Annotated in this window: 18 protein-coding genes; 8 read left to right on the plus strand and 10 right to left on the minus strand. The window is 45.9% G+C overall.

Going from position 1 to position 22,320, the window contains the following annotated elements; all coding sequences use genetic code 11:
• The first annotated feature begins 6 nt into the window (after positions 1 to 6).
• From GJV22_RS02575 to GJV22_RS02590, 4 genes are all read left to right on the plus strand, one after another.
• Complete coding sequence (locus GJV22_RS02575) at positions 7 to 1,227, plus strand: ABC transporter permease (protein WP_163708259.1); 1,221 nt, start codon at positions 7 to 9, stop codon at positions 1,225 to 1,227.
• Positions 1,228 to 1,292: 65 nt separating this feature from the next.
• Positions 1,293 to 1,979 carry an ABC transporter ATP-binding protein gene (locus GJV22_RS02580; protein WP_163708262.1) on the plus strand — a complete coding sequence of 229 codons (687 nt, stop codon included), beginning with the start codon at positions 1,293 to 1,295 and terminating at the stop codon, positions 1,977 to 1,979.
• 24 nt (positions 1,980 to 2,003) lie between these two features.
• Positions 2,004 to 3,176 (plus strand): hypothetical protein, encoded by a 1,173-nt coding sequence (locus GJV22_RS02585; protein WP_163708265.1) that lies wholly within the window; start codon positions 2,004 to 2,006, stop codon positions 3,174 to 3,176.
• Between the two features lie 159 nt (positions 3,177 to 3,335).
• Positions 3,336 to 7,571 (plus strand): peptidase associated/transthyretin-like domain-containing protein, encoded by a 4,236-nt coding sequence (locus GJV22_RS02590; protein ID WP_163708268.1) that lies wholly within the window; start codon positions 3,336 to 3,338, stop codon positions 7,569 to 7,571.
• A 588-nt stretch (positions 7,572 to 8,159) separates the two neighbouring features.
• On the opposite strand, the gene GJV22_RS02595 is transcribed toward GJV22_RS02590, so the two are convergent.
• From GJV22_RS02595 to GJV22_RS02635, 9 genes are all read right to left on the minus strand, one after another.
• Positions 8,160 to 8,711: a 2-oxoacid:acceptor oxidoreductase family protein gene (locus GJV22_RS02595; protein ID WP_163708271.1), complete on the minus strand. Its 552-nt coding sequence runs from the start codon at positions 8,709 to 8,711 to the stop codon at positions 8,160 to 8,162.
• Positions 8,708 to 9,523 carry a thiamine pyrophosphate-dependent enzyme gene (locus GJV22_RS02600; protein ID WP_163708275.1) on the minus strand — a complete coding sequence of 272 codons (816 nt, stop codon included), beginning with the start codon at positions 9,521 to 9,523 and terminating at the stop codon, positions 8,708 to 8,710. Before GJV22_RS02600 ends, GJV22_RS02595 begins: the two co-directional genes overlap by 4 nt.
• 3 nt (positions 9,524 to 9,526) lie before the next feature.
• Positions 9,527 to 10,621, minus strand: coding sequence for a 3-methyl-2-oxobutanoate dehydrogenase subunit VorB (locus tag GJV22_RS02605; protein WP_163708278.1), 1,095 nt, complete (start codon positions 10,619 to 10,621; stop codon positions 9,527 to 9,529).
• Entirely contained in the window at positions 10,609 to 10,860 is a 252-nt protein-coding gene (locus GJV22_RS02610; RefSeq protein WP_163708282.1) for a 4Fe-4S dicluster domain-containing protein, read from the minus strand. The genes GJV22_RS02605 and GJV22_RS02610 overlap by 13 nt, the downstream gene beginning before the upstream one ends.
• A 198-nt stretch (positions 10,861 to 11,058) precedes the next feature.
• Positions 11,059 to 11,619: a Crp/Fnr family transcriptional regulator gene (locus tag GJV22_RS02615; protein ID WP_163708285.1), complete on the minus strand. Its 561-nt coding sequence runs from the start codon at positions 11,617 to 11,619 to the stop codon at positions 11,059 to 11,061.
• 11 nt (positions 11,620 to 11,630) lie between these two features.
• Positions 11,631 to 12,947 (minus strand): aminotransferase class I/II-fold pyridoxal phosphate-dependent enzyme, encoded by a 1,317-nt coding sequence (locus GJV22_RS02620; protein ID WP_163708289.1) that lies wholly within the window; start codon positions 12,945 to 12,947, stop codon positions 11,631 to 11,633.
• Positions 12,948 to 13,067: 120 nt separating this feature from the next.
• The gene (locus GJV22_RS02625) at positions 13,068 to 13,598 is read right to left on the minus strand and encodes a flavodoxin domain-containing protein (protein WP_163708292.1); all 531 of its coding nucleotides are present in this window, start codon (positions 13,596 to 13,598) and stop codon (positions 13,068 to 13,070) included.
• Positions 13,599 to 13,609: 11 nt separating this feature from the next.
• Positions 13,610 to 14,449 carry a prephenate dehydratase gene (locus tag GJV22_RS02630; RefSeq protein WP_205461724.1) on the minus strand — a complete coding sequence of 280 codons (840 nt, stop codon included), beginning with the start codon at positions 14,447 to 14,449 and terminating at the stop codon, positions 13,610 to 13,612.
• A 182-nt stretch (positions 14,450 to 14,631) separates the two neighbouring features.
• The gene (locus GJV22_RS02635; protein ID WP_163708293.1) at positions 14,632 to 15,900 is read right to left on the minus strand and encodes a hypothetical protein; all 1,269 of its coding nucleotides are present in this window, start codon (positions 15,898 to 15,900) and stop codon (positions 14,632 to 14,634) included.
• A gap of 260 nt (positions 15,901 to 16,160) precedes the next feature.
• Here GJV22_RS02635 and GJV22_RS02640 point away from each other — a divergent pair, with 260 nt between their 5' ends.
• Complete coding sequence (locus tag GJV22_RS02640; protein ID WP_163708296.1) at positions 16,161 to 17,669, plus strand: PepSY-associated TM helix domain-containing protein; 1,509 nt, start codon at positions 16,161 to 16,163, stop codon at positions 17,667 to 17,669.
• 7 nt (positions 17,670 to 17,676) lie between these two features.
• On the opposite strand, the gene tamL is transcribed toward GJV22_RS02640, so the two are convergent.
• Positions 17,677 to 20,046, minus strand: a complete 2,370-nt coding sequence (gene tamL / locus GJV22_RS02645; protein ID WP_163708298.1) for a translocation and assembly module lipoprotein TamL — start codon at positions 20,044 to 20,046, stop codon at positions 17,677 to 17,679.
• Positions 20,047 to 20,440: 394 nt separating this feature from the next.
• Here tamL and GJV22_RS02650 point away from each other — a divergent pair, with 394 nt between their 5' ends.
• From GJV22_RS02650 to GJV22_RS02660, 3 genes are all read left to right on the plus strand, one after another.
• Entirely contained in the window at positions 20,441 to 20,764 is a 324-nt protein-coding gene (locus GJV22_RS02650) for a hypothetical protein (protein ID WP_163708301.1), read from the plus strand.
• 293 nt (positions 20,765 to 21,057) lie between these two features.
• Positions 21,058 to 21,450: a hypothetical protein gene (locus tag GJV22_RS02655; RefSeq protein WP_163708303.1), complete on the plus strand. Its 393-nt coding sequence runs from the start codon at positions 21,058 to 21,060 to the stop codon at positions 21,448 to 21,450.
• 94 nt (positions 21,451 to 21,544) lie between these two features.
• Positions 21,545 to 22,228, plus strand: coding sequence for a DUF2971 domain-containing protein (locus GJV22_RS02660; protein ID WP_163708306.1), 684 nt, complete (start codon positions 21,545 to 21,547; stop codon positions 22,226 to 22,228).
• The last annotated feature ends 92 nt before the right edge of the window (positions 22,229 to 22,320 follow it).

A 22,320-nucleotide genomic window follows, 5' to 3' on the forward strand; every position in this document is an offset into this window, starting at 1 on the left:
AAAACCATGCTATTAGCCATTGCCTGGAGAAATATTTGGAGAAGCAGAACCAGAAGCCTGGTCATCCTCATAGCCATTACCCTGGGGCTGGCATCCGGAATCTTTTACATGGCTTTCTACAAGGGAATGCTGGACCAGCGAATCAATTCGGCGATCAAAACGGAAGCGTCGCACATCCAGATTCACCATGCCAAATACCTCACAAACCCGGACAAAAAGTTTGTCATCACTTCTACCGATTCAGTGGTTCAGGCTATCCGGGCCGAAGAAAACGTAAAGGCTGTTAGCAGCAGGCTTATTGTCAACACCATGATTCAGTCTCCGACAACTGGGTCGGGTGTCAAAGTCACCGGGATTGATCCGACAATGGAAGCTCAGGTAACCAACCTGCACAGCAAATTAATTGATGGGAGTTATTTCGAAGAGGACCGGCGCAACCCGATCATCATCGGGGAAAAACTAGCTGAAAAACTAAAAGTAAAACTCAAATCGAAACTGGTGATTACGGTGCAGGATATGGCCGGAAATATTACGGGAGCAGCTTTCAAAGTTGTTGGTATTTACGAAACCTCCAACACAAGCTTCGATGAGAAAAATGTCTTTGTTCGCCAGACAGACCTTAGCCGTTTGCTAGCGATCGGCGAAAATACCAGTCACGAAATTGCCGTTTTGCTTACGCAGAATGAACAGTTAAACCCGGTAGCCAGAAAACTCAGAAGCGAGCTTTCCAATCTGAGTGTAAAAACCTGGCGCGAAATCATGCCTGAAGTAAGTCTACTCGAAAGCAGTTTTGGCCTGACGATGTACATTTTTATTGGAATCATTTTGTTGGCTCTCCTTTTTGGCATCGTTAACACGATGCTCATGGCCGTACTGGAACGAACCAAAGAACTGGGCATGCTCATGGCTATTGGCATGAACCGGGTTCGGGTGTTTGCAATGATCATGCTGGAAACAGTCATGCTATCGTTGTTTGGTGGTCTTTGCGGAATCATTCTGGGATGGCTGCTCAACCTGTATTTCGGCGCAACAGGAATTGACTTGGGAGCCTGGTCCGCAGCCTACAAATCCATGGGATTTGATACCCTGGTATACACGCGGCTCTCCTGGTCTATTTCGCTGCAAGTGGCAATCATGGTCATGGTCACCGGCATCATCGCATCCATCTATCCGGCGTTAAAAGCGCTTCGTTTGAAACCCGGTGAAGCCATAAGGATTGATATGTAAAAAATTAGGAGACATTAGATACTAGACACTGAACATTAGACGCATAACCGATAACTCAAAACACGATGAACGTAATCGAAGTCAAACAGCTCAAAAAAATTTACAACACAACCGAAGTAAAAGTGAATGCTCTGAACGGCGTTGACCTGACTTTTGAACAGGGCGAATTTGCGGCCATTGTTGGTCCGTCGGGGTCAGGCAAAACAACCTTGCTGAACATGCTCGGCGGACTGGATGAACCAACCGAAGGTGAAATTCGCATCGGCGGAACCAACATCCTCGAACTGAGTTCATCGAAACTCATCGATTTCCGGCTAAGGAACATTGGCTTTGTTTTTCAGGCTTACAACCTGATCCCGGTATTGACGGCACTGGAAAATGTTGAATTTATCATGCAGCTGCAAGAAGTGCCTAAAAAAGAACGGCAACAACGGGCAATTGCGTTGCTGGAACAAGTCGGTCTGGGTGATCGCACCAACAGCCGTCCATCGAAATTATCAGGTGGACAACAACAGCGCGTTGCCGTTGCACGAGCACTGGCCTCAAAGCCCAAATTCGTTTTGGCAGACGAACCAACGGCCAATCTCGATTCTAAGTCGACTGCCAACCTGCTCGATATTATGGAAGAACTGAACCGCAAAGAAAACATCACCTTTGTATTCAGCACACACGATCAACGGGTGGTCAACAAAGCCCGCCGCGTAATCACCCTTGAGGATGGTCAAATTATCAGTGATTTGAAAAAAGAATAGTAGCCCGGAAAACCACATCAAGTCATGAATCGAAAGAAACTCTTCCTGTATCCGCTCTTTTTAGTTCTGGCGATGACCGTTCAGGCGCAGGAACCCAACTGGACATTGACCGGCTATGTGAAAGACCTTTTCATGTTCTATCATCCGGCACAACAGCTTCCCGAAATATCCCAGGACAACCTTTACACCAATACAATCCACAACCGACTTAATTTTGAATGGCTTGCCACTGATCAGCTGACGATTGTCATCGAAAACAGAAACCGCCTGATTTCAGGCAACCTGGTTAAAAACTTCCCGCTCTACCAAAGCTACATCGATACAGACAACGGGTTCTTCGATCTCTCTTTTGTCCCCTTCAATGGGGACACGTGGTTTATGCACATGATGATCGATCGGGCGTATATCGATTGGACCACTGGCAAATGGCAAATTCGGGCAGGCCGCCAACGCATCAACTGGGGCGTAAACCTGGTTTGGAATCCCAACGATATCTTCAACTCGTACTCCTATTTCGACTTCGACTATGAAGAACGCCCCGGCACCGATGCCGTTCGCATTCAGTACTACACCGGAACAACCTCATCGGCAGAACTGGTGTATAAAATGGGCGACAATGCTAACGAAATGGCGTTGGCTGGCCTTTACCGCTTTTCCCAATGGAATTACGATTTCCAATTTCTGGGCGGTTGGGTTGGAACAGATTGGGTTGCCGCGTTGGGCTGGGCCGGAGATATTCATGGTGCAGGATTTCGTGGTGAACTGAGTCAATTCGTTCCCCGAAAAGACCAGTCAGAATCGGAATCTGCAACTGTCGTTTCCATTTCAGCAGACTACTCTTTTCCCAATTCGCTTTATCTTCACACGGGTATTCTGTACAATAGTTCGGGCCAAAACGGCAAAGCCGGAGGTTTAAGCCCAATCTTAAATCAAAATCTTACTGCAAAATCATTGTCCCTCGGAAAATATGAACTGTTTGGACAATGCTCTTACCAGATCACGCCACTTTTTACCGGCGACTTTTCTACAATTATCAATCCGGGAGATGGATCATTTTACCTAGGACCGGCTATCAACTATTCCTTGCAAACAAATTTGGAGCTCATGCTTGCGGGTCAATTGTTTTTTGGCTCTAAAGGCAGTGAATACGGTGACGTTGGTCAACTTTTGTTTGCCCGACTCAAATGGAACTTTTAGCGTTTTCATTCCTAAAAGCGGTCAACCTTTCTATAAATACCACCACATCAGCGTACTGCCAAAAAACATATTTTAATCGTTACAAGTTAACAATACACTATTAAACATTTTGCAAATTTAGAAGTCAAAACCCACTAACGACTACTAACACTACTACTCATGCACCCAAAACTTAAACTCGCTTTGCTTTTCATCTTCATTACCGTATGTAAAGCATATCCCCAAAACAGTTTCCCTCAACAAGTTCATTACCAACTCAACCAGTATTTACTGGGTAATATTCAGGAGAAACTGTACGTACAAACCAACTCGAGCCAGTATTTGCCGGGCGACACCATCTGGGTTAAAGCCAGCTTGGTGAATGCGATTAACCACAAACCGATTGGAATCGAAAATCTAATTTATGTTGATTTAATCTCTCCGGAAAACAAATTAGTGGCGCATCAACTTTTCGCGTTGGAGAGCGGCTTCTCCGACGGTTTCCTTGCACTCGACCACAAACTGATGTCGGGCCAGTACAAGCTGCTTGCGTATACCAATTACATGCGCAACTTCGATTCTGATTTCCTGTTTCAGAAACTGCTCACAGTGGCGTCCGGCACTGCCGACCAGACCAAATGGGAGTTCAATTCCAAAATCATAACCTACGCTAAGGGCGACTCTGTTTCTGTAAAAATGTATGCCCACACCCGCAACGGACGGGAGCTGAATGAAGATATCAACGTTCATCTGCAATTGGCCAGGGGAACCATGCTGGGTGCCGTATGCCCCATAACAAACAACACGGGGAGCTTCAGCTTTTTTGTTCCCGATTCGCTAAAACCTCCGGTAGCTATTCTTTCGGTCAAACAAAACGGCGAGTCATCGATCGGTGAAAAGTACCGGATTAAATTGTCGCCACCGCAACCAGACCTCCGGTTTTTGCCTGAAGGTGGTGAACTGGTTGCCGGACAGGAAAACCAGTTGGCTTTTCGCTGCGTTGATGCTGATGGTAACCCGTTGAATGTTAGCGGGCAATTATTGGCGGCCAATGGAAAAGCAATCACCGGATTCTCCACCGAATATGACGGTATGGGAAGCCTGAAGATCACACCTCAGGCCAGACAAAAATATTCAGCAAAGATCTCCTATAGGGATTCGGTCTTCACGTACGATTTACCTGGAATAAACGATGAAGCCTACAGTATTCATCTCCTCACGCAGGATGCCGACAGCATTCATTTTGCGCTGCTGAAAAGCGGCAATACAACTCCCTATTTCCTATTACTGGGGCATTGCCGGGGTAATACCAAGTTCATGGTTACCGGCGTTCTGGAAAACCATCGTCTGGAATTAAGTGTGCCGACCGAAGATTTCCCCGAAGGTATCCTGAGTTTCACCTTGTTTATCAACCGGATTCCGCGAGCAGAGAGACTCGTCTATTTGGATAAGGAAGAAAACATCCGTTTCAAACTGGTGAAAGCATGGACCGATGACACCAACACGACAGCAGATTTTAGTCTGCAGGCCTTCCGCAAGGATGGCAGCCCGGTGAACTGTAACTTCTCGTTGACCGGTTGGAATAGCAAGCTCGAAAACTCACTGGACAGCCTGGAGAATATTCACAACTACCTGCAGTTCTCGTCCGACTTACAAGGCGAAGTTTTGGCCAATACGGCCGTTTTCAATCCGACTGACCCGACACAAAACGCCAGGCGCGACCTGTTGCTGATGACTTACGGGTGGCGGCGCTTTAACTGGGTTGATATCGCCAGTTTTGGCAGCGAACAACTCGCTTATAAACCCGAAAAGGGCCTTTACCTAAACGGCCGCATTTATCGTAAGCTCACCGGGAAGCCCGTTCCCAAAAACTTCGAGGTATCGATTATTCTGAAGCTGAAAAAATCAATTGATATCGATAAAACATACACCAAAGAAAACGGTCAGTTTAATTTCTCGTTGCCCGCGTTTACGGATTCGGCCAGCTTGACCATTCAAACCAAAAACCGGTCGGACCGGCAAAAAGACTACATCATCGACCTGAATACAAACCTGGAGCAGATGCACCTGAACGCGATGAGCTTCGATAAGATCGATAAAAGCGGTTCGTCGCCACTGGTGCTGAACTTTCCACCAACCCAACAAATATCCGGCGTCGAAACAAGCTCAACAACAACAGCCGAAGTACCCAAGCCGGCTGTCATCAAAAAACCGCGAATCGACAATTACTATTTCCCGGGCAAGGACACGTTTCTGATTGAAGAAGTGGAAGCCCGTTCCAACTTTCTGAACCGACGCGACTCGATGATCGCTCAAACCGGCCAACCCGATGTGGTGATCGAGTCGGCCCAACTCAAGCAATTGACCGAAGAAAAAGCCTGGTATGCGAATCTTTGGGACTTGCTGGCGGATCAGGTTCCCGGACTTCGCATCACCCAGGCGCCTTACCAAGCCCGGCTGGCAAAAAACTGCAACCTTGTCATTGCCAATCCCTCTGATGTGGCCAGTCTGAGCGGCGACACCTTTGAAATCGGCTCCCCTGCGGTGTACTTCAATGTCTCTGAAAACCCGGATGGTTACCTGTACATTTTTGTCGACCGCGATTTCCTTAACAGTGAAAGTGTCCCGTTGTATGACTTTCTGAGCTATATGGATCCCGGAGAAATTGAATCGCTCAACTTTATAGCCAGACCCAAAAACTACGACGTCAGCATGTCGTTCATGGACGTGTTTACCACACTTAGCCTTGAACTTGGCCGGCAGGATTTGGTTGAAGGGCTGGAAACAGGTGGCAATTTATTCCCCAACCAAATGGAATTTATGGAAACAACACAGCGAACCACCGCACCTCCGGCTTTCCTTTTCATTACAACCAAATCGAAAGGCGGTATCTTCTACCAGCGTTCCAAAGGTCTGCAATCGCTGTTCCTGACCGGGATCACAGCACCACGCGAATTCTACATTCCTAAATACAAAGCATCGGACGACGGGTTAGCAAGCCAGTTCCGCAAAACTGTTTTCTGGGAGCCGCAACTGGTTACCGACACCAACGGAGTTGCTCAAATAGCCATTCCTTCAGCGGTGGTTAATGCGAACACCATCTTCCAAATTCAGGGAATCTCGGCACAAGGCGAAAGCGGTTCGCAAACCTTCACCTTCAACCCAAACCAAAAGCAGGAAAACAGGATGACGGCAGCACCGGCAATTGCCGCTACAACGGCCACAAGCGCCAACCAAACGAATGACTACGCCAAGCTCCGGATGTACACGGGCGTGGTTACCGATGCTGAAACCGGCAACCCCATTTCGTTTGCCGACCTGAGTCAGTCGTCACTATATTACCACGAATGCACCAACAGCGCGGGCGGGTTTTTCCTGTCGGCCGACCGGCTGAAAGGCTACCAGGAAATCACGGTATCCAGTCCGGGCTACCAGCCGCAGAAGCTGCCGGTTCCCGCCAACATCAGTGCAGTCATTCAAATTAAACTGGTAAAAGCGCCGATCTCAAAACCCGACGAACCATCAAAAGCGCGGAGTGTTGTTCGCAATGCCATTCGCGAATCGCGTCAATTGTATGCCTCCGAAGAAAGCTTCCATGGGTACAACCGCGAAACCGTTGCGATTGACGGCAATGTTTACGGCATTTACGAGATGGCCTTCAACTACTCCAACGCAGGCTCTCCCGGCATTCCGTCAGCCATTCGTTTCGAAACAGCCAAGTTTAAAAACACCGAAGATAAAAACGGCCACAAACTGATGATGTTGAAGCCCAACCACCGCAGTTTGTTTTATCCGCTTATTGCCGATGTGCTGGCAACCGCTCCCGAGTTTTGGCGACTGGAAACAACCGACCGCTTCGATTACGACGAAGTTGGACAGGTTGAATACGACGGCGAGCTGTGTTACAAAATTCAATTTAAGCAGAACGACCAGTTGGTTTTGGCCCTGCAAAGCGGTATGCTTTACATTGGCAAACAAAGCGGCGCCTTACGCTACGCGACGTGGAATACAACGCCCGACAAACGCAAATATGTGAGCTATACCAGTTACCTGCAATCGAACCCGATGGAATACGACGTGCAGCTTACCGACGATTACAACGAGGCTAGCTATAGCTTGCAAAACGGCCAACTTCGGCTGCAGGGAACCAGCCGGCAACTAACCGTTTTGGTGAACGGGCAAGACTACCTGCAATTCAACAACCGGCTGTCAATCGTTGGGAAGAGCCCGCGGTCGTACAAAGATTTGACGAATAAAAACACCGACTTGCTGATTGAAGACCAGCAAAGCAAACACATGATGGTGAAGGACGCCAGCTACCAAATTGAGCCTTGGGTGAATTTAGGGATTGTGAAGCCCGAGCAAAAGTTGCTGAAAGACGCGGAGTATTTGCATGATATCAGTTTGTACCGATAGCCAAAACCATGCGGTAACGCTGCGAAAAGCTTGTCGAAATTTTCGAAACGGTGAAACCGCTTCATTTGGGGCTGTCGAAATTTTCGAAAACGCCAAAACAAGTGAAATGCACCTTTCGAAAATTTCGAAAGCATAAAAACACCCCAATTGATGCTGTCGAAATTTTCGACGGCATCAAATGAAGCCACGCGGGGCTTTCGAAAATTTCGACAGCATCAAACGGAGTGAGGCGGGGCTGTCGAAAATTTCGACGACCGCCTGTTGGTCGAAACAACGACGTTTCAGTTTTAACAGCCACCAAACAATGTTGCAGGACAGTTCTTAAAACTTAATAGCTGCCAAAAAATATTGCAGGGCACATCCTAAAATTTAACAGGGTCCCTGCAACGTTGCAGGGGGCCGGTTAAAATTTAACAGGCTCGGTGCAGCTTCGCCTGCCCGCTGTTAAAACCGAAACCGGTTCAGACCGACCGGCGCGACGCCGTTGAATATTGAAAAGCGAGCCGGCTGTTGCTCGTGCCGGTCTCAAAAAAAAACCTGCCTCGTTTCCAAGGCAGGCGCATCAATATAAGCGATCAAAATAAAACATCATACTTCCAGTACGGCTTCCAACTGTTGCTGCCCCGCTTCGATAGCTTGCAGGTTCATCGGAATTAATTTATGGTGACGTTCGGGCAGCGATTTCTCCAGGCCTTTGCGAATACTTTCCATCGCAACAACCGGCCGCACCTTCAGGTAAGCACCGAGCACCACCATATTAAACGTTTTTACATTACCCATTTCGGCGGCAATCTTGGTTCCGTCGATCTTGTAGATATTGATATCGGTCCGCGTTGGCGGGTGCACAATTCCATTGGGATCGTACAACAGCGTTCCGCCCGGCTTCACTTCGTTTTCAAACTTATCCAGCGACTGCTGGTTCAGAATGATGGCGGTGTCGAACTCATGCAGAATGGGCGAACTGATCCGATCGTCGCTAAGGATCACGGTTACGTTGGCCGTTCCACCGCGCATTTCGGGTCCGTACGACGGGAACCAGGTTACTTCCTTCCCTTGCATGACGCCCGAGTAGGCCAAAATTTTCCCCATTGAAAGCACTCCCTGGCCGCCAAATCCGGCGATGATAATTTCTTCTGTCATGCTAATTGAGTTTTAAGGTTTTGTTGAAAGTAGGCTTCCGGACCGGCTTTTTCGCCGTCTTTAATATCACCAATCGGGTAGAACGGAAACATGTTATCTTCCATCCACTTGTTGGCTTCAATGGGCGTTAGTCGCCAACCGGAACTACAGGTCGAAACCACCTCAACAAAGGACGTTCCTTTTTTAGCCATGGCATTTTCGAAGGCTTTTTTCAGTGCTTTGCGGCATCGGCGCGATGCAGCCGGCGTGTGTACCGACTGGCGGGAAACGTAGCTTGTTCCCGGCAGCTGGCCGATCAGCTCGGTAATTTTTAGGGGGTAACCGTTGCGATCCAGGTCGCGACCGCAAGGCGTAGTCGCCGTTACCTGCCCCAGCAGGGTGGTTGGTGCCATTTGTCCGCCGGTCATCCCGTAAATGGCATTATTAATAAAGATGACAACAATGTTTTCGCCCCGGTTGGCAGCATGCATAATTTCGGCAGTACCAATCGAAGCCAAATCGCCGTCGCCCTGGTAGGTGAACACCACTTTCTGAGGGTTCACACGCGAAATGCCGGTAGCAACAGCCGGTGCGCGGCCATGAGCCGCCTCGTGCCAGTCAATGTCGATGTAGTTGTAGGCAAACACACTGCACCCAACCGGTGAAACACCAATGGTTTTCTCCTGAATACCGAGTTCTTCAATCACCTCGGCCAGCAACTTGTGCACCACCCCATGGCTACAGCCCGGACAATAGTGCATGGTGTTGTCGTTAAGCAATTTTGGTTTCGAATAAACCAGGTTTTCTTCTTTGATGATATCTTTTAGTTCCATTGTTTATCCTCCGATTAGTTTTTGTTCCAATGCCTCAACAACTTCGCCGGGAGATGGAATGATCCCTCCCATCCGCCCAAAATAGATGACTGGCTTCGAATTACCAGAGCAACCAACGGCCAGACGAACATCTTCGATCATTTGGCCGGCATTCATCTCAACAGTCATGAAGCCTTTCACGCGCTCAGCCAGTTCAGCAATTGGTTTTGTTGGGAACGGGAAAAGCGTAATCGGACGGATTAAACCAACTTTCAATCCTTTTGCCCGGGCAATATCCACCGATTTTTGACAAATACGGGCTGAAGAACCGAAAGCGACCAGGATGTATTCGGCATCGTCGCACTGGATCATTTCGTAGCGAACTTCCTCTTCTTCCATCTGACGATATTTCGCCTGAAAACGAAGGTTGTTTTGTTCCATCAAAACGGAATCCAGCTCCAGCGAAGTAATCACATTTTTCGAGCGGTTGGCTTTCTTTCCGGTAGTCGCCCAGTTGCCGTATTCGGTTTCAATTTCAGTATCCGTTTTGCGGGGAACGAAATCGCTCAGCTCGACCTTTTCCATCATCTGGCCGATTGCGCCGTCGGCTAAAATCATCGCCGGATTGCGGTATTTAAAAGCCAGCTTGAAAGCCAGGTCCACAAAGTCGTTCATTTCCTGAACCGATGACGGTGCGAGTACGATGAGTCGGTAATCGCCGTGCCCCCCGCCTTTGGTCGACTGGAAGTAGTCGGCCTGCGAAGGTTGAATGGTTCCCAATCCCGGGCCGCCACGTTGAACATTTACAATGACACAGGGCAATTCAGCGCCTGCAATATACGAGATCCCTTCAGCCATCAGGCTAATGCCCGGACTCGAAGAGGAAGTCAACACTTTTTTACCGGTACCGGCGGCACCGTAAACCATATTGATGGAGGCCACTTCACTTTCGGCCTGTAAAACCACCATGCCGGTTTCGTCCCATGGTTCCCTGTTCATCAGCGTCTCCATGACTTCCGACTGGGGCGTAATCGGGTATCCAAAGTAAGCATCGCAACCACAGCGAATCGCTGCTTCAGCAATCACTTCGTTCCCTTTCATTAGTCTTAGTTCTCCCATTGTTCCTCTTTTTGAGATTTTTTCACTCGGTAAACCGTGATGCAGGTATCCGGACAAATAACCGCACAGTTTGAACATCCGATGCATGCCTCCGGCTTGTCCATAAATGAATAGTGATACCCCCGACTGTTTACCTGCTTGTTTTGCGCCAGAACTTGTTGCGGACAGGCAACGACACAAAGGCCACAACCTTTGCACGCTTCCGTATCAACCACAACTGCGCCAATTACTTTTGCCATAAGTTCGTTCTTTTAATGTCCCGGTCTTTTCATGCCGTCTCTAGCAATTTGGCCATACTTTTATTGAAAAAACATGATAAATTTTAGACTTGCCGCACAACATGAAAAGGCCGATCATGTGATCAACTTTTGTTCACTCTCAGACAAAGCTATCTTAAACAGACAGCTTAAACCGCAACAATTGTTGCATAATCAGCTCTATATTTTATTGAGTATACGAGTGAAGATGTTGCGATGGATACCTAAATAGGAAGCAACATGCTGGCGTTGTACGCGAGACACGATCTCGCTGTGTTCTTTAACAAACATTTTAACGCGTTGTGAAGCGGTAAGCGATTGTAATGAATGGACCCGGCGAAGCGCCTGCACGTAACTTTCTTCGGCCATAATACGCACCAAGCGGTGCAAGTCGGGGTTTTGTTCGAGCAGCTCTTCGTATTCGCCGCGGTCGATATAAATCAACTCGGAATCTTCGTAGGCACGAATGATTTCATTCGATTCTTTGCCGCTCATAAATGTTTCGTGACTGCTAACAATACCGTTATCGGGGATGTAGAAAAAGCGGGAAATCCATTCGTGTCCCGACTCTGAAGTATAGGAGGCATACAACAAGCCGCTGAGCAGAAGTCCAAGTTTCCGGTTCGGTTCTCCGTAATTCAGAAAGATCTCTCCTTTTTTTAAATGAATGGGTTGGCGCGTTGCGAAAAACGCTTTCAGTTGATCAAAAGTTTGCGTGTATCCCGAACCCATTTCAGTCATTTCCTTCGATTTTAGTTGAGTGGAAAATCCCGGTTAAATTGCATGAGTCTCTTTTCGAGCGCATCAAACTGACTTCGCCCGACATGAGACACACAAGCACGAAGGCCCTCCATATCGCTCCCTGTATTTTTCAGGGTAATGGCACTAATACCGTAGTACAATAAATTATGCAGTAACTCTCCGCCTGTCATTCCCGGGTAAGAAATGGTAAAGTAGAAGCCGTCGGCAATGGGCTCGTCTCCATCCTTCTCGTAGACGATCTCAAAGCCATTTTTCACGAAGAAATCTTTCATGATTTTGGCCTTCGCTCCGTATTCCTTTACTTCATCTACAAAGTTGAAACGCCCTTCATTGGCAGCTTTCAGCATAGCCGCCAAGGCAAATTGTGCTGAATGGCTTGTCCCCGATGAAATGGCATACAGCACCCGCTGAACGATCGTATTTCCGAAAGAGTTGCTGTGAAAACGGGTTTTCAGGTTTTCGTAATCGCGGTTGTACAAGGCATCCGAAATCACCATAATCCCGATGCGCTGACCGGCATACGAAAAGATCTTCGAGCTTGAAATAAACAGCACATAGTTATCGGTGTAACGTGCCACGGTTGGTTGATAGGGTGGCTCGCCCGGCGTATATAAATTCTGACGGAAGTCCATGGCAAAGTAGGCCAGGTCTTCCATGACAATAATATCGTATTTGGTGGCTAATTCGCCAATAATTTGCAGTTCCGCTTCGGTAAAGCAAATCCAGCTGGGGTTATTGGGATTGGAATAAACAATGGAATTGATGTTCCCTTTACTGAGGATACTTTCCAGTTTTTCCCGCAGTTTTGCGCCACGGTAATTGAATACATCGAAGTTTTCGTAGCGATAGCCCATCACCATCATCTGCTGCTTTTGCACGGGGAAACCCGGATCAATAAACAGCACCGTATCCTTTTTCGGATCAAGCTGACTGGCCACCATAAAAGCCGAATAGGTTCCCTGCATCGAACCAACAGAAGGAACACAGCCTTGTGGTTGTACATCAACATTCATAAACAACTTAACAAAGCGGGAAGCCTCCTCTTTAAGCGGCTTGATGCCATCAATCATCGGGTACTTCGAAGCGACTCCTGATTTGAGAGCTTCAATTTCGGCTTCAACACCGACCTTCGCCGGCGGAAGACCCGGAACCCCCATCTCCATGCGTATAAACTTTTCAGGACTTTCTTCTTCGATGGCGTTTACCAATCCTACGATTTCGCGAATGGTCGCATCTCCAACTTCATCAATTCGCAAACGGGATAAACATTGGTCAACCAGTTCGCGACTTATAGGTGTATTTTTCATGTTGATATTCCGAAAATTACCGGATCTGTTAATATCAATTAATGCTGGTGAGCAAGAAGGTCATTAGATCGTCACGTCTTTCAAAAACAGACAACGACCTCATCTTAAACGAGCCCGGAGCTATAAACCAAATGCGGCTTTCACGGCAACAGCCCAACTGGCAACCCGTTCGTCTGTTAATTCCGGTTCAAAATCTTCGTCAACCGGCAAACCAACAAATTTGCCATCAACCAAAGCTTCTGAATCATCAAACTCATAGTCTGAAGGGTCAACAGGAACAACGACTTCAGCGTCAGGAGTTGCTGATTTTATTTCACGATATAAGCGTCCCATGGCATTCACAAAATGTCCCGGGTAAGTGATGTGATCACCTAGACCGAAAATAGCCACTTTTTTGCCTGCATAATCTGCCTGGGCGATTTCCGGAAAGAACCTGGCCCAATCGGTATTTGAGTATTCAGAATCCCATGTTTCTTTACCAACAGTAGAAATTCCAAAAATTAGTTTATCGTATTTTTCCAGATCGGAAGCTCCAGCATCATTTACTGATACCAATTCAACCAAATCGTCACCAATAGCAGCTTGTACTTTTTCTGCTACCCGATGAACTGATCCTTTTTCTGGTCCGAAGAATAATCCTATTTTACTCATAGCTATATTTTTTACTGGTTAGTGATTTCCAATTCAGCACGAACATATTCCCCTAAAATAGACAAACTGGAAACATTTTTCAAGACTCGGTGGATTGCTTTTTCATAATTTTCCTCCGAATTATATTCCACATCGACATGGATGGTATATTCGTTTGGTTTCCCGACAATTGGAATCGACTGAATTTTATTCAGGTTAATCTGATTTTCAGCGAAAATATTTAACACACGGGCCAAAGCGCCGTAATAGTGCCCAACCTCGAAAGCCAGCGATGCTTTGTTGCTTCCGCCGTTTTGATTGGCGTGCTTGCTCAGCACCCAAAATCGGGTATAATTTTTCTTGTTCGATTCAATACCGCTATCCAACACATTCAAGCCATAAATTTCGGCTGTGCGCAAATTGCCAATAGCTGCTGCATCGGTTAATTTTTCGCTCACCAAAATCTTCCCTGACATGGCAGTATCCTGATTTTCGATGATCCGGGCTTTCGGGAAATATTTTTCAATATACTCCACACATTGGCGAATGGCCACCGGATGAGAATAAATCGTTTTGATATCTTCCGCCTTTGCGCCCGGCAACATCATCAGGTTCATCTGGATGTGGATATAGGTTTCGCCGGTTACATGCAAGTGATAATCGCGTATAAGCGAATAATTTTGCAGAATACTGCCGGCAATGGAATTCTCAATAGCCATCACCGCGATATCGACTTGATCAGTATCAACCAATTCGCATACGCTTTGAAAAGAACGACACTCTACGATTTCAACTTCTTCATCGCCGAAATACTTGCGTGCCGCATCTTCGTGGAAGGAACCCGCGATTCCTTGTATTGCAACTTTCTTCATAATAATGCACAGTAGATTTGAAAATCCTACCTGGATTTTGACCGGCACAATTTACACAAAAAAGCTGCGAAATCGGCATCGGCCCAAAGAAAGAAATGCGGAATTTAACAAAAAGGCTGTCCTTTTGTCAAATTCCGCATTTCGGGGCTTTCCCTGTATTGTTTTGTGAAATGAAGTACAGCCTAGAAAGCGTACACCATCGACAAGCTCACACGTTTGTTGGTAGCCCGGTGTGTTGTGGCATAAGTACCATCGCTGAAGTCAAATCCTTCGGTTCCGTAGTTGGCCGAAGTAACTTCGCATTCAGCAACAAAACGCAACTTCAATATATTGTACGCCAGGTGAACCGACCCTCTGGCCACGTCCTGAATATTCGGAAGCAAACCGGCTACCAAAGCAGATCCGCCATTATTATAAACAGCATCAGTTGTTCCTAAATTCTTACCGTAACCGGCGAAACATCCAACCTGCCATTTCATTCCGTAAATCAGGTTAAACAAACCAGTGCAATTGTTGTAGTTGGTGTAAGTCTCAGCTCCGGTTTGTTCATCTTTACTTGCCACAGCATAACCACCCAACAAGGTCAGGTGCGTCATATTTTGGCCGTAAAAGGACTTAACAGTTACCTTCAACTTTTCGTGTTGATACTTCACATAAGCCATACTTCCCTTGCTAATCAAATACTCGTCGGCTTTATATATTCCGGCTGTTCCGGTAGTACTCATTCGAGGCTTAATACGCTTCATTTCCACTCCTGCACCCAAAGTCCAGTCTGTCGATTTATATTCGGCAACCAATGTCAATTCGGGCATCACACCATTACGCTGTGCCTGGTTGGCAGTCGTGTAAACCCCGGTATCGAACGAACGGGAAGTAAACTGATTCTCGTAAACAGCAGCAGCACCGACGGTAACTTGTCCCAGTTTATAGTCGAACCGAACTTGTGGTGAACGGTTAAAAGCCTGAAACGGAGCACCTGTATTAAAAGCACCAACTTGTGGATATACGCCGCCACCCCAGAATGGATGCCAGGTTTGCCCAACAGTCAACTTCGATTTTTCCCAACTAAAAGCAACATAGGCATGGCGGATTCGAAACAAAGTAGGTTCAGACTTGCTGATGCCGCCATAATCGAATTCCAAATCAGCCACCGTTTTAGCTCCCAATAAATCAGGTCCACTAACTTTCACGCCCAGTCGCGAAGCTAAAGCTGTCAGGTTGGCGCTGGTTTGTTCATTCAAATCCTCACCATTGGCATCCACGCCGGTATACAGCGGAACCAGGTAAAAGTTTTCATGAGCTACATCGTTTCCTTTGTAAGTATCCAGGTAGAAATCGGTACGAACGAAGCCGTAAAAATTGAGTTTGAAGTCATTCAGACTAGCTTGTTGCGCTTGGGTAGTAATAGCAAGCAGGGACACAAGGAGTGCTCCCGTAATACGTTTTAACATGTTGTTATTCCGGTTAATTGATGGTTTTTCTTTTTTGCGACAACCGAACAGTATTTTTAACTCCAATACAAAAAAATACGATCCGGCTATTCATCCTCTCAAATCGGCGGCAAAAGTAGAGGCTTACTACTGATTGCAAAAATATTACCCATGCTTTCACTCAGATTTCACATTTTATTCAAACAAAGTCATTCGTTTGTAACATCGATTACAGCTTAGTACCTTCCGCGCTCCTATTTTTGCTGAGAGTGATCCGACAAATGAAAAATAAAGCGCTTAAACTATTTCGCAAACTCCATAAATGGCCGGGTATCATTATTGCCCTTTTGGCTATTCTTTTTGCGACCTCCGGAGTGGTCATGAACCACAGGGAGTTGTTCTCATCTGTCGACATTAACCGGCAGCTACTTCCGCCCGGCTATCAGTACGACAACTGGAATCTGGCAGCAGTTCGCGGTAACCTTATTACCAAGGACAGCACAGAGTATATCTTCGGGAACATCGGTATTTGGGAAAAGCGCTCCAATCAATTTGCGGATTTTAACCAAGGCTTCCCGAAAGGGATTGACCACCGGAAAATTTCGGGAATGGCTCAAACGGCAAGCGGTCAACTCTATGCAGCCACCCAATTCGGATTATATGGCCGCCAACGAAAGGATTCAGCCTGGCACAAAATAAAACTGCCAATTCGGGAAGAACGGCTGACTGACATTTTCCTGAAACAAGACAGCTTGCTTGTTTTAAGCCGGAGCTTTCTGTTAAAGTCGGCGAACGGGCTTGATTTCGAATGTATTCAACTGGTCGCTCCCCAAGGCTATATTCGCGAAACCGGGCTCTTTCAAACCTTGTGGCAACTCCACAGCGGCGAACTCTTCGGGCTTCCCGGAAAACTGTTTGTCGATCTTTTGGGCTTGGTTACCATTCTGCTTTCGCTGACCGGGCTCCTTCACTTCTTTTTACCCAAAATTGCCAAAAGACGAAAAACATTACAAAAAGACAACAAAAAGCTGACTGCCAACCGTCGTCTCAACTTGCGCTGGCACAATGTTGTCGGCTACTTGTTCATTGTCTTTCTGCTGATCAATACTTCAGCCGGGATTTTTCTGCGGCCTCCCCTGCTCATCCCCATTGCATACACCAAAGTCGGTCTCATTCCGGGAACCACGCTCGACAATCCAAATCCATGGTTCGATAAACTTCGTCGCGGGGTTTGGGATGAAACACTTGAGAAATATGTGCTGTCGACAGCTGACGGCTTCTACTTTTTCGATGAAAATCTGCAGCAAAAACCTCAACGGGCAAGAATTCAGCCACCTGTCAGCGTGATGGGCTGCAATGTACTTCAGGAAACAGGGCCGGCGCAATACCTGGTGGGATCGTTCAGCGGACTGTTTGTTTGGGATATCCGTCAACAACTGGTGATTGACGCGTTTACCGGGACCGCTCCTCATGCGGCCACAGGAAGACCGATATCAAATCATTTAATCACAGGATACACGGAATCGGCAGAGGGAGAGAACTATCTTTTTGATTACAGCAACGGATTGCAACATACAGGATCTCAAAAGCGATGGGACATGTCGAAAGAATTGTTGGATAAAACGCCAATTTCACTTTGGAGTACAGCGCTTGAAGTACACACCGGCCGCATCTTTGAGCACCTGGTTGGACCATTCTACATCCTGTATGTTCCTCTTTCGGGTTTGTGTCTGCTGATGGTGCTTATCAGCGGCTTCCTGATTTGGTGGAAAGCTTATCGTCGCAAATAGACGGTCATTAAAAAGGATAGCCGATCGCAAAGTTGAAATTATAATGCTCGCTCCTAAGCGGGTAGTTTCCGGGGATGAAACGCTTTCCTTCCGGCAGAGAAGGGTCACGTAGTTTGACTCCTAAATCGAACCGGAACACAAAGTAGTTAAAGTCAAAGCGTAAGCCGGTACCAGTACCAACGGCTATTTCTTTGTAAAACTGATTGAATTTAAAGGTTGCCCCTTCCCTGTTATCCTTGGAATTGATTGCCCAAATATTTCCGGCATCAAGGAAAAAAGCGCCTTCAATAAAACCAATCAAACGAAAACGATATTCAATATTTCCTTCCAGCTTAATATCTGCCGATTGGTTGGGATATTCGTCCGCCGAAGCCTTGTAAGTACCAGGCCCCAATGTACGCACCTGCCAGGCCCGAATACCATTGGCACCTCCACCAAAATATTTCTTCTCGAAAGGCATCACATCGAAGTTTCCGTAAGGCAGAGCTGCACCAAAGAAGGCACGGCTTACGATGGTGTTAAATTTATCCAGTTTGTAGCCTAAGCGAAATTCGACATCTGTTTTCAAATATTGAGCAAACCGGTTTCCCAATATCCGGTAATATTCGGATGTCTCGTTTGTTTCTGTATCAACCGATTGATACTTGGAACGACCGAGTAACTTGCAATAAGCTGATAAAATATTTCCGGCAGATTCTACGGTCCACTTGAAATAATGGTAGGTATTATCTTTCTCGGTACTTTGCGTATTATCAACCAAAGCATAGTTTATGGCCATAATTAAGTGGTCGGTGAAACTACTCTTGATATACAAGTCCTTAATGGAGTTGATAAAATCCTCATTGAGATTACTTAAATTCACAAAGTTCCAGTCAAACACATTCAGATAATTTGTTCGGTATGGTTTACTTTTCCATTTATACCCGATTCGTACGTTTGTAATTGTACGGGTATAGTCCGGTCGGCGCTGGTAATTATATCCGCCGGAGAAAACAGTCTGAGGCACCTGGTAGCTAAAAAACCGCTCAGCATTAAACGGAATTAAAAACTTAGGGATCGTCAGTGAAGTTTCCAGTCCGTGCTCCCGGGTATTGAAATTCAACTTATTGTCGGAGACTAAGGTTTGCTGACGTTCCCAGGCACTTTTCAGTGTCACATTTAAGATTTCAGCCCCGTGAAAAAGATTCAGGTGCTGGTAATTCAAGTTTCCGGCTACCCCAAAGTTACCCGACGAGTTGGTTCCTTCCAGTTCAACCGAAAACCCCTGACGCGGTAATGGCGACAGTTGCATATTACAGTCCAGAACCCCGATCGAATCATTCCCGAATTCGGGAACCGGTTCAAAGTTAAGATTCACCAGTTTGAACTGTTGCAATTGGTTTAACGAGCGGAAGGTTCTTTCCGAATTTACCAGGGAATAGTAGGTACTATCCTTCATGCGGTTCAAATTCTCGAGTAACTCCGGTTTGTACCTGAGCTTATCCTTGTAAATAAAGGAATAGGGCGGTTCATAAATTGTATCCCGCTCGGCACCACCGAAAGCCCGGCTAAATTGCAGCGGCGTGAAATCGGTGTTAAAGGTGTAATGACGGATCACAAATTTCCGGTGATGACGGATAGTATCTGCATTTTCCTGCAGGCTAGCATCGCTGATCTGAATCGTCAGGTTCACCTCTTTATTATTCAGTGCCGTATCCGCAACATATTGAATGTGGTCGGTTGAAAACGCGAAATAGCCGTTATTTTTCATTTGAGTGCTCAGTCGTGTCCGTTCGGCATTCAATTCATCAACATCAAAAATATCGCCCGGTTTAACAACCTGCTCTGTGGTATCTTTAAAAATTAACGGCAGTAAATTCGGGTCTTCTATCTCATAGTTATAATCCCGAATCCGATACGGTTCGCCGGTTTGGATGTCGTAAACCAGACTTACTTTTTTCCGTTTCGAATGATAGATGGTTGTGTCGCTGACGATCGCATCGTAATAACCTTTATTCTTCAAATAGACCTGCAAATGCTCCAGCGAACGTTGCGTTTGAAAATCCTGGTAAATAACCGGAGCTTCACCGATTCGCTTAAACCAGTCGTTATCCTTTTTCCTGGACGACATGTTGTACAAGCCCAGGTGGAACTTAAAAAAGCCCAGAATCTTCAGGTTCTCACTTTGCCGAACCTGTCTTTTCAGTTCGTCCTTATTGATCTGTTTATTGTCAACATTAACTTCCAGACTATTGAGCAGGTAACTTCCTTCGGGAACGAACTTCGTTGATGAACATGCAGAAAATACGATCAGAAATAGCACGATCAGAAGATTATTCAAATATTTCCGCTGTGTAAAGACCATATTCTCGTTATCTGTTTTCGTCTGTTTTAACATGGAAGAGGAGTGTCTCTGCAAAGATTGAAAGATTTTTGAATTCTGTGGTTAATTTGCTCCAATTCTATCTGGCCATTCTGAAAAAAAATGACCCGTTTTCCCCTGCCTACTAACAGGAAAGCTAAAATTAGGTTCAATCCCACCGGTTTGCCCCGGAAGTTAACTTAATTTAAATTGACTCTAAATACGCAAGACCGTAACTTGTATAACAAATTAGACTACAGGACTTATCCGTCGATATCAAACCAAGTTAAGCCGGTTTAATACAAAACGAACAGTCGGAGCATTGGAAATCGCACGAGCACGATTGAGCGGATCTGAATTAAAAACGAACCGGGAAGAAAATTTCGTCCAAACGGACAACGCTGTTTAATAATTAAAAATCGAACTTTCAATGGCACGTCTAACTGAAAAAGAAAAACGTGATTTCGTTGTTCACGTCATCACAACAATCAACAATGAAGCTGCTACCCTGACAGCAGCAGGTTTTGACCCCACCAACCGGGCAACCGGTTTAAAAACCAAGTCCGACACTGCTGCCTCAGCCGAGGTGGCCCAGCAAAAGGCGCAGGCCGAGGCCATGAAAGCCACCAAAGCATCGAACGCAGCGCTCGCCGAGGCTTACAACGACGCTTCGAACGTGGTGAGCCTACTGGAAGGTTTGTTGGGTAAGAATAACGAACTGGTTCACAAACTGCATCAATTCCGGAATATCTGACACCTGTTTGTCCCAAAAATCCAGGGGATCATCATCATCCCCGAGGGGATTGCCGCAAGTACACATGTACCGGCCTATTTCCCCTTGGGGAAAGGGATAAGTACACGAGGGCAAAGCATTTTCCCCTTGGGGAACATCATGATCCCCTATGTACCGAACATTATCCCCGGTGTACTTACGGCAAGTACATCGGGGATAATCGTTTTCCCCCATGTACCCAAGGCAAGTCCATCGGGGAAAATCCCGTGCCCCCTGGGGAAAAGGGTAATCTCTCCGGTTGAGGTAACAAACACATGCCACAGAAACACGCGTTTCAAGGTATTTACAGCAACAAACAACGCCCAAATAAAACGCCACAACGACCTATATACATGCCCATTAAGGGGCGGGAAACGGTTTCGCCGTTTATTGGTAAATTGCAGATAGAGAGAACTAATTCAACAGACATTATGACGACAAAAACAGACATCATTGGATTCCCTTTTATCAATACCAGAGGAAAACGAAATTGCTCTTTCGAAACTGCAGAAGACGCAATTAAATACTTTTCTGAAATTGAAAACATAGGATATCAAAGACTAGCAGAAGAACCCCAATGCCCCTTTTTGATGATTACTCAAATTAACGCTGAGGCGAATTTTACAACAACGTTTTACTACAAAAATGAAAATAGAATCGAAAGATAACATCCAATTTAAGGATGGAGAATATCTGTGGCGGTATTTCGACTTTCATAAATTTACCTCATTGATTAGGACGAAAAAACTTTATTTCGCTCGATTGGATAAATTTGATGATCCTTTGGAAGGAATGACCTACGACTTAATTGCCAATGAAGTATATTGTCGTAACTATGAGGGAGAAATTGCCCCATCTTGGACTGAAAGTGAAAAAAGAGAATTGCAAAAGGAAGGTAAAATCCGACGAAAGCATATAATCGATGAAACAGCAAAAATTCAAAAATCGCAATTTGCTAGTTGTTGGTTTTTAAGCAAAAAAGAATCTTTTGCAATGTGGAACCTTTATTCAAACAGAGATGGTGTTGCAATCAGATACAATCCTAACGAGCTAACCAATTTAATCAAGGTAATCGCTGAATCATACGTTCACCATGATTTCAACCATTTTATAAGCGGCAAGGTTGATTATGTAGACATATGGCCTTTTGATCTTTCTAAAAAATTTGAAAATAAACACAAATTTACCGCTTTGAAAAAAGACACTAGCTATAGCCACGAAAATGAATATCGTTTCATTGTAGCTACCCCTAATACTGTCATAGGTAAATATGAATCTTTTGAGTTACCTATGGGTGACTTCCTCAACGATGATTTCAATATATTTGCCAATCCTTATATGGAACATTGGAAATTTGAAAACCTACTTGAAATCTTGAAGTCTTACAAGTTAGACCACAAACTGACTAAATCTAATTTATTCGTAAAAGACCAGCAAGACGGCTAAAGCAAACTGACCGGGTGACTTGAAGTCACCCGGTCAGTGATATCGCAACAAGCATTTCATTTTATATATTTATCTTCGTGCACAAATTCTGT

Source organism: Mangrovibacterium lignilyticum, assembly GCF_010882175.1.
Classification (GTDB): Bacteria; Bacteroidota; Bacteroidia; order Bacteroidales; family Prolixibacteraceae; genus Mangrovibacterium; species Mangrovibacterium lignilyticum.

Excerpts from the sequence above, each read along its gene's own strand:
- GJV22_RS02575 (WP_163708259.1), top strand. The coding sequence starts at position 7 with ATGCTATTAGCCATTGCCTGGAGAAATATTTGGAGAAGCAGAACCAGA.
- GJV22_RS02580 (WP_163708262.1), top strand. The coding sequence starts at position 1,293 with ATGAACGTAATCGAAGTCAAACAGCTCAAAAAAATTTACAACACAACC.
- GJV22_RS02585 (WP_163708265.1), top strand. The coding sequence starts at position 2,004 with ATGAATCGAAAGAAACTCTTCCTGTATCCGCTCTTTTTAGTTCTGGCG.
- GJV22_RS02590 (WP_163708268.1), top strand. The coding sequence starts at position 3,336 with ATGCACCCAAAACTTAAACTCGCTTTGCTTTTCATCTTCATTACCGTA.
- GJV22_RS02595 (WP_163708271.1), bottom strand. The coding sequence starts at position 8,711 with ATGACAGAAGAAATTATCATCGCCGGATTTGGCGGCCAGGGAGTGCTT.
- GJV22_RS02600 (WP_163708275.1), bottom strand. The coding sequence starts at position 9,523 with ATGGAACTAAAAGATATCATCAAAGAAGAAAACCTGGTTTATTCGAAA.
- GJV22_RS02605 (WP_163708278.1), bottom strand. The coding sequence starts at position 10,621 with ATGGGAGAACTAAGACTAATGAAAGGGAACGAAGTGATTGCTGAAGCA.
- GJV22_RS02610 (WP_163708282.1), bottom strand. The coding sequence starts at position 10,860 with ATGGCAAAAGTAATTGGCGCAGTTGTGGTTGATACGGAAGCGTGCAAA.
- GJV22_RS02615 (WP_163708285.1), bottom strand. The coding sequence starts at position 11,619 with ATGACTGAAATGGGTTCGGGATACACGCAAACTTTTGATCAACTGAAA.
- GJV22_RS02620 (WP_163708289.1), bottom strand. The coding sequence starts at position 12,947 with ATGAAAAATACACCTATAAGTCGCGAACTGGTTGACCAATGTTTATCC.
- GJV22_RS02625 (WP_163708292.1), bottom strand. The coding sequence starts at position 13,598 with ATGAGTAAAATAGGATTATTCTTCGGACCAGAAAAAGGATCAGTTCAT.
- GJV22_RS02630 (WP_205461724.1), bottom strand. The coding sequence starts at position 14,449 with ATGAAGAAAGTTGCAATACAAGGAATCGCGGGTTCCTTCCACGAAGAT.
- GJV22_RS02635 (WP_163708293.1), bottom strand. The coding sequence starts at position 15,900 with ATGTTAAAACGTATTACGGGAGCACTCCTTGTGTCCCTGCTTGCTATT.
- GJV22_RS02640 (WP_163708296.1), top strand. The coding sequence starts at position 16,161 with ATGAAAAATAAAGCGCTTAAACTATTTCGCAAACTCCATAAATGGCCG.
- tamL (WP_163708298.1), bottom strand. The coding sequence starts at position 20,046 with ATGTTAAAACAGACGAAAACAGATAACGAGAATATGGTCTTTACACAG.
- GJV22_RS02650 (WP_163708301.1), top strand. The coding sequence starts at position 20,441 with ATGGCACGTCTAACTGAAAAAGAAAAACGTGATTTCGTTGTTCACGTC.
- GJV22_RS02655 (WP_163708303.1), top strand. The coding sequence starts at position 21,058 with ATGCCACAGAAACACGCGTTTCAAGGTATTTACAGCAACAAACAACGC.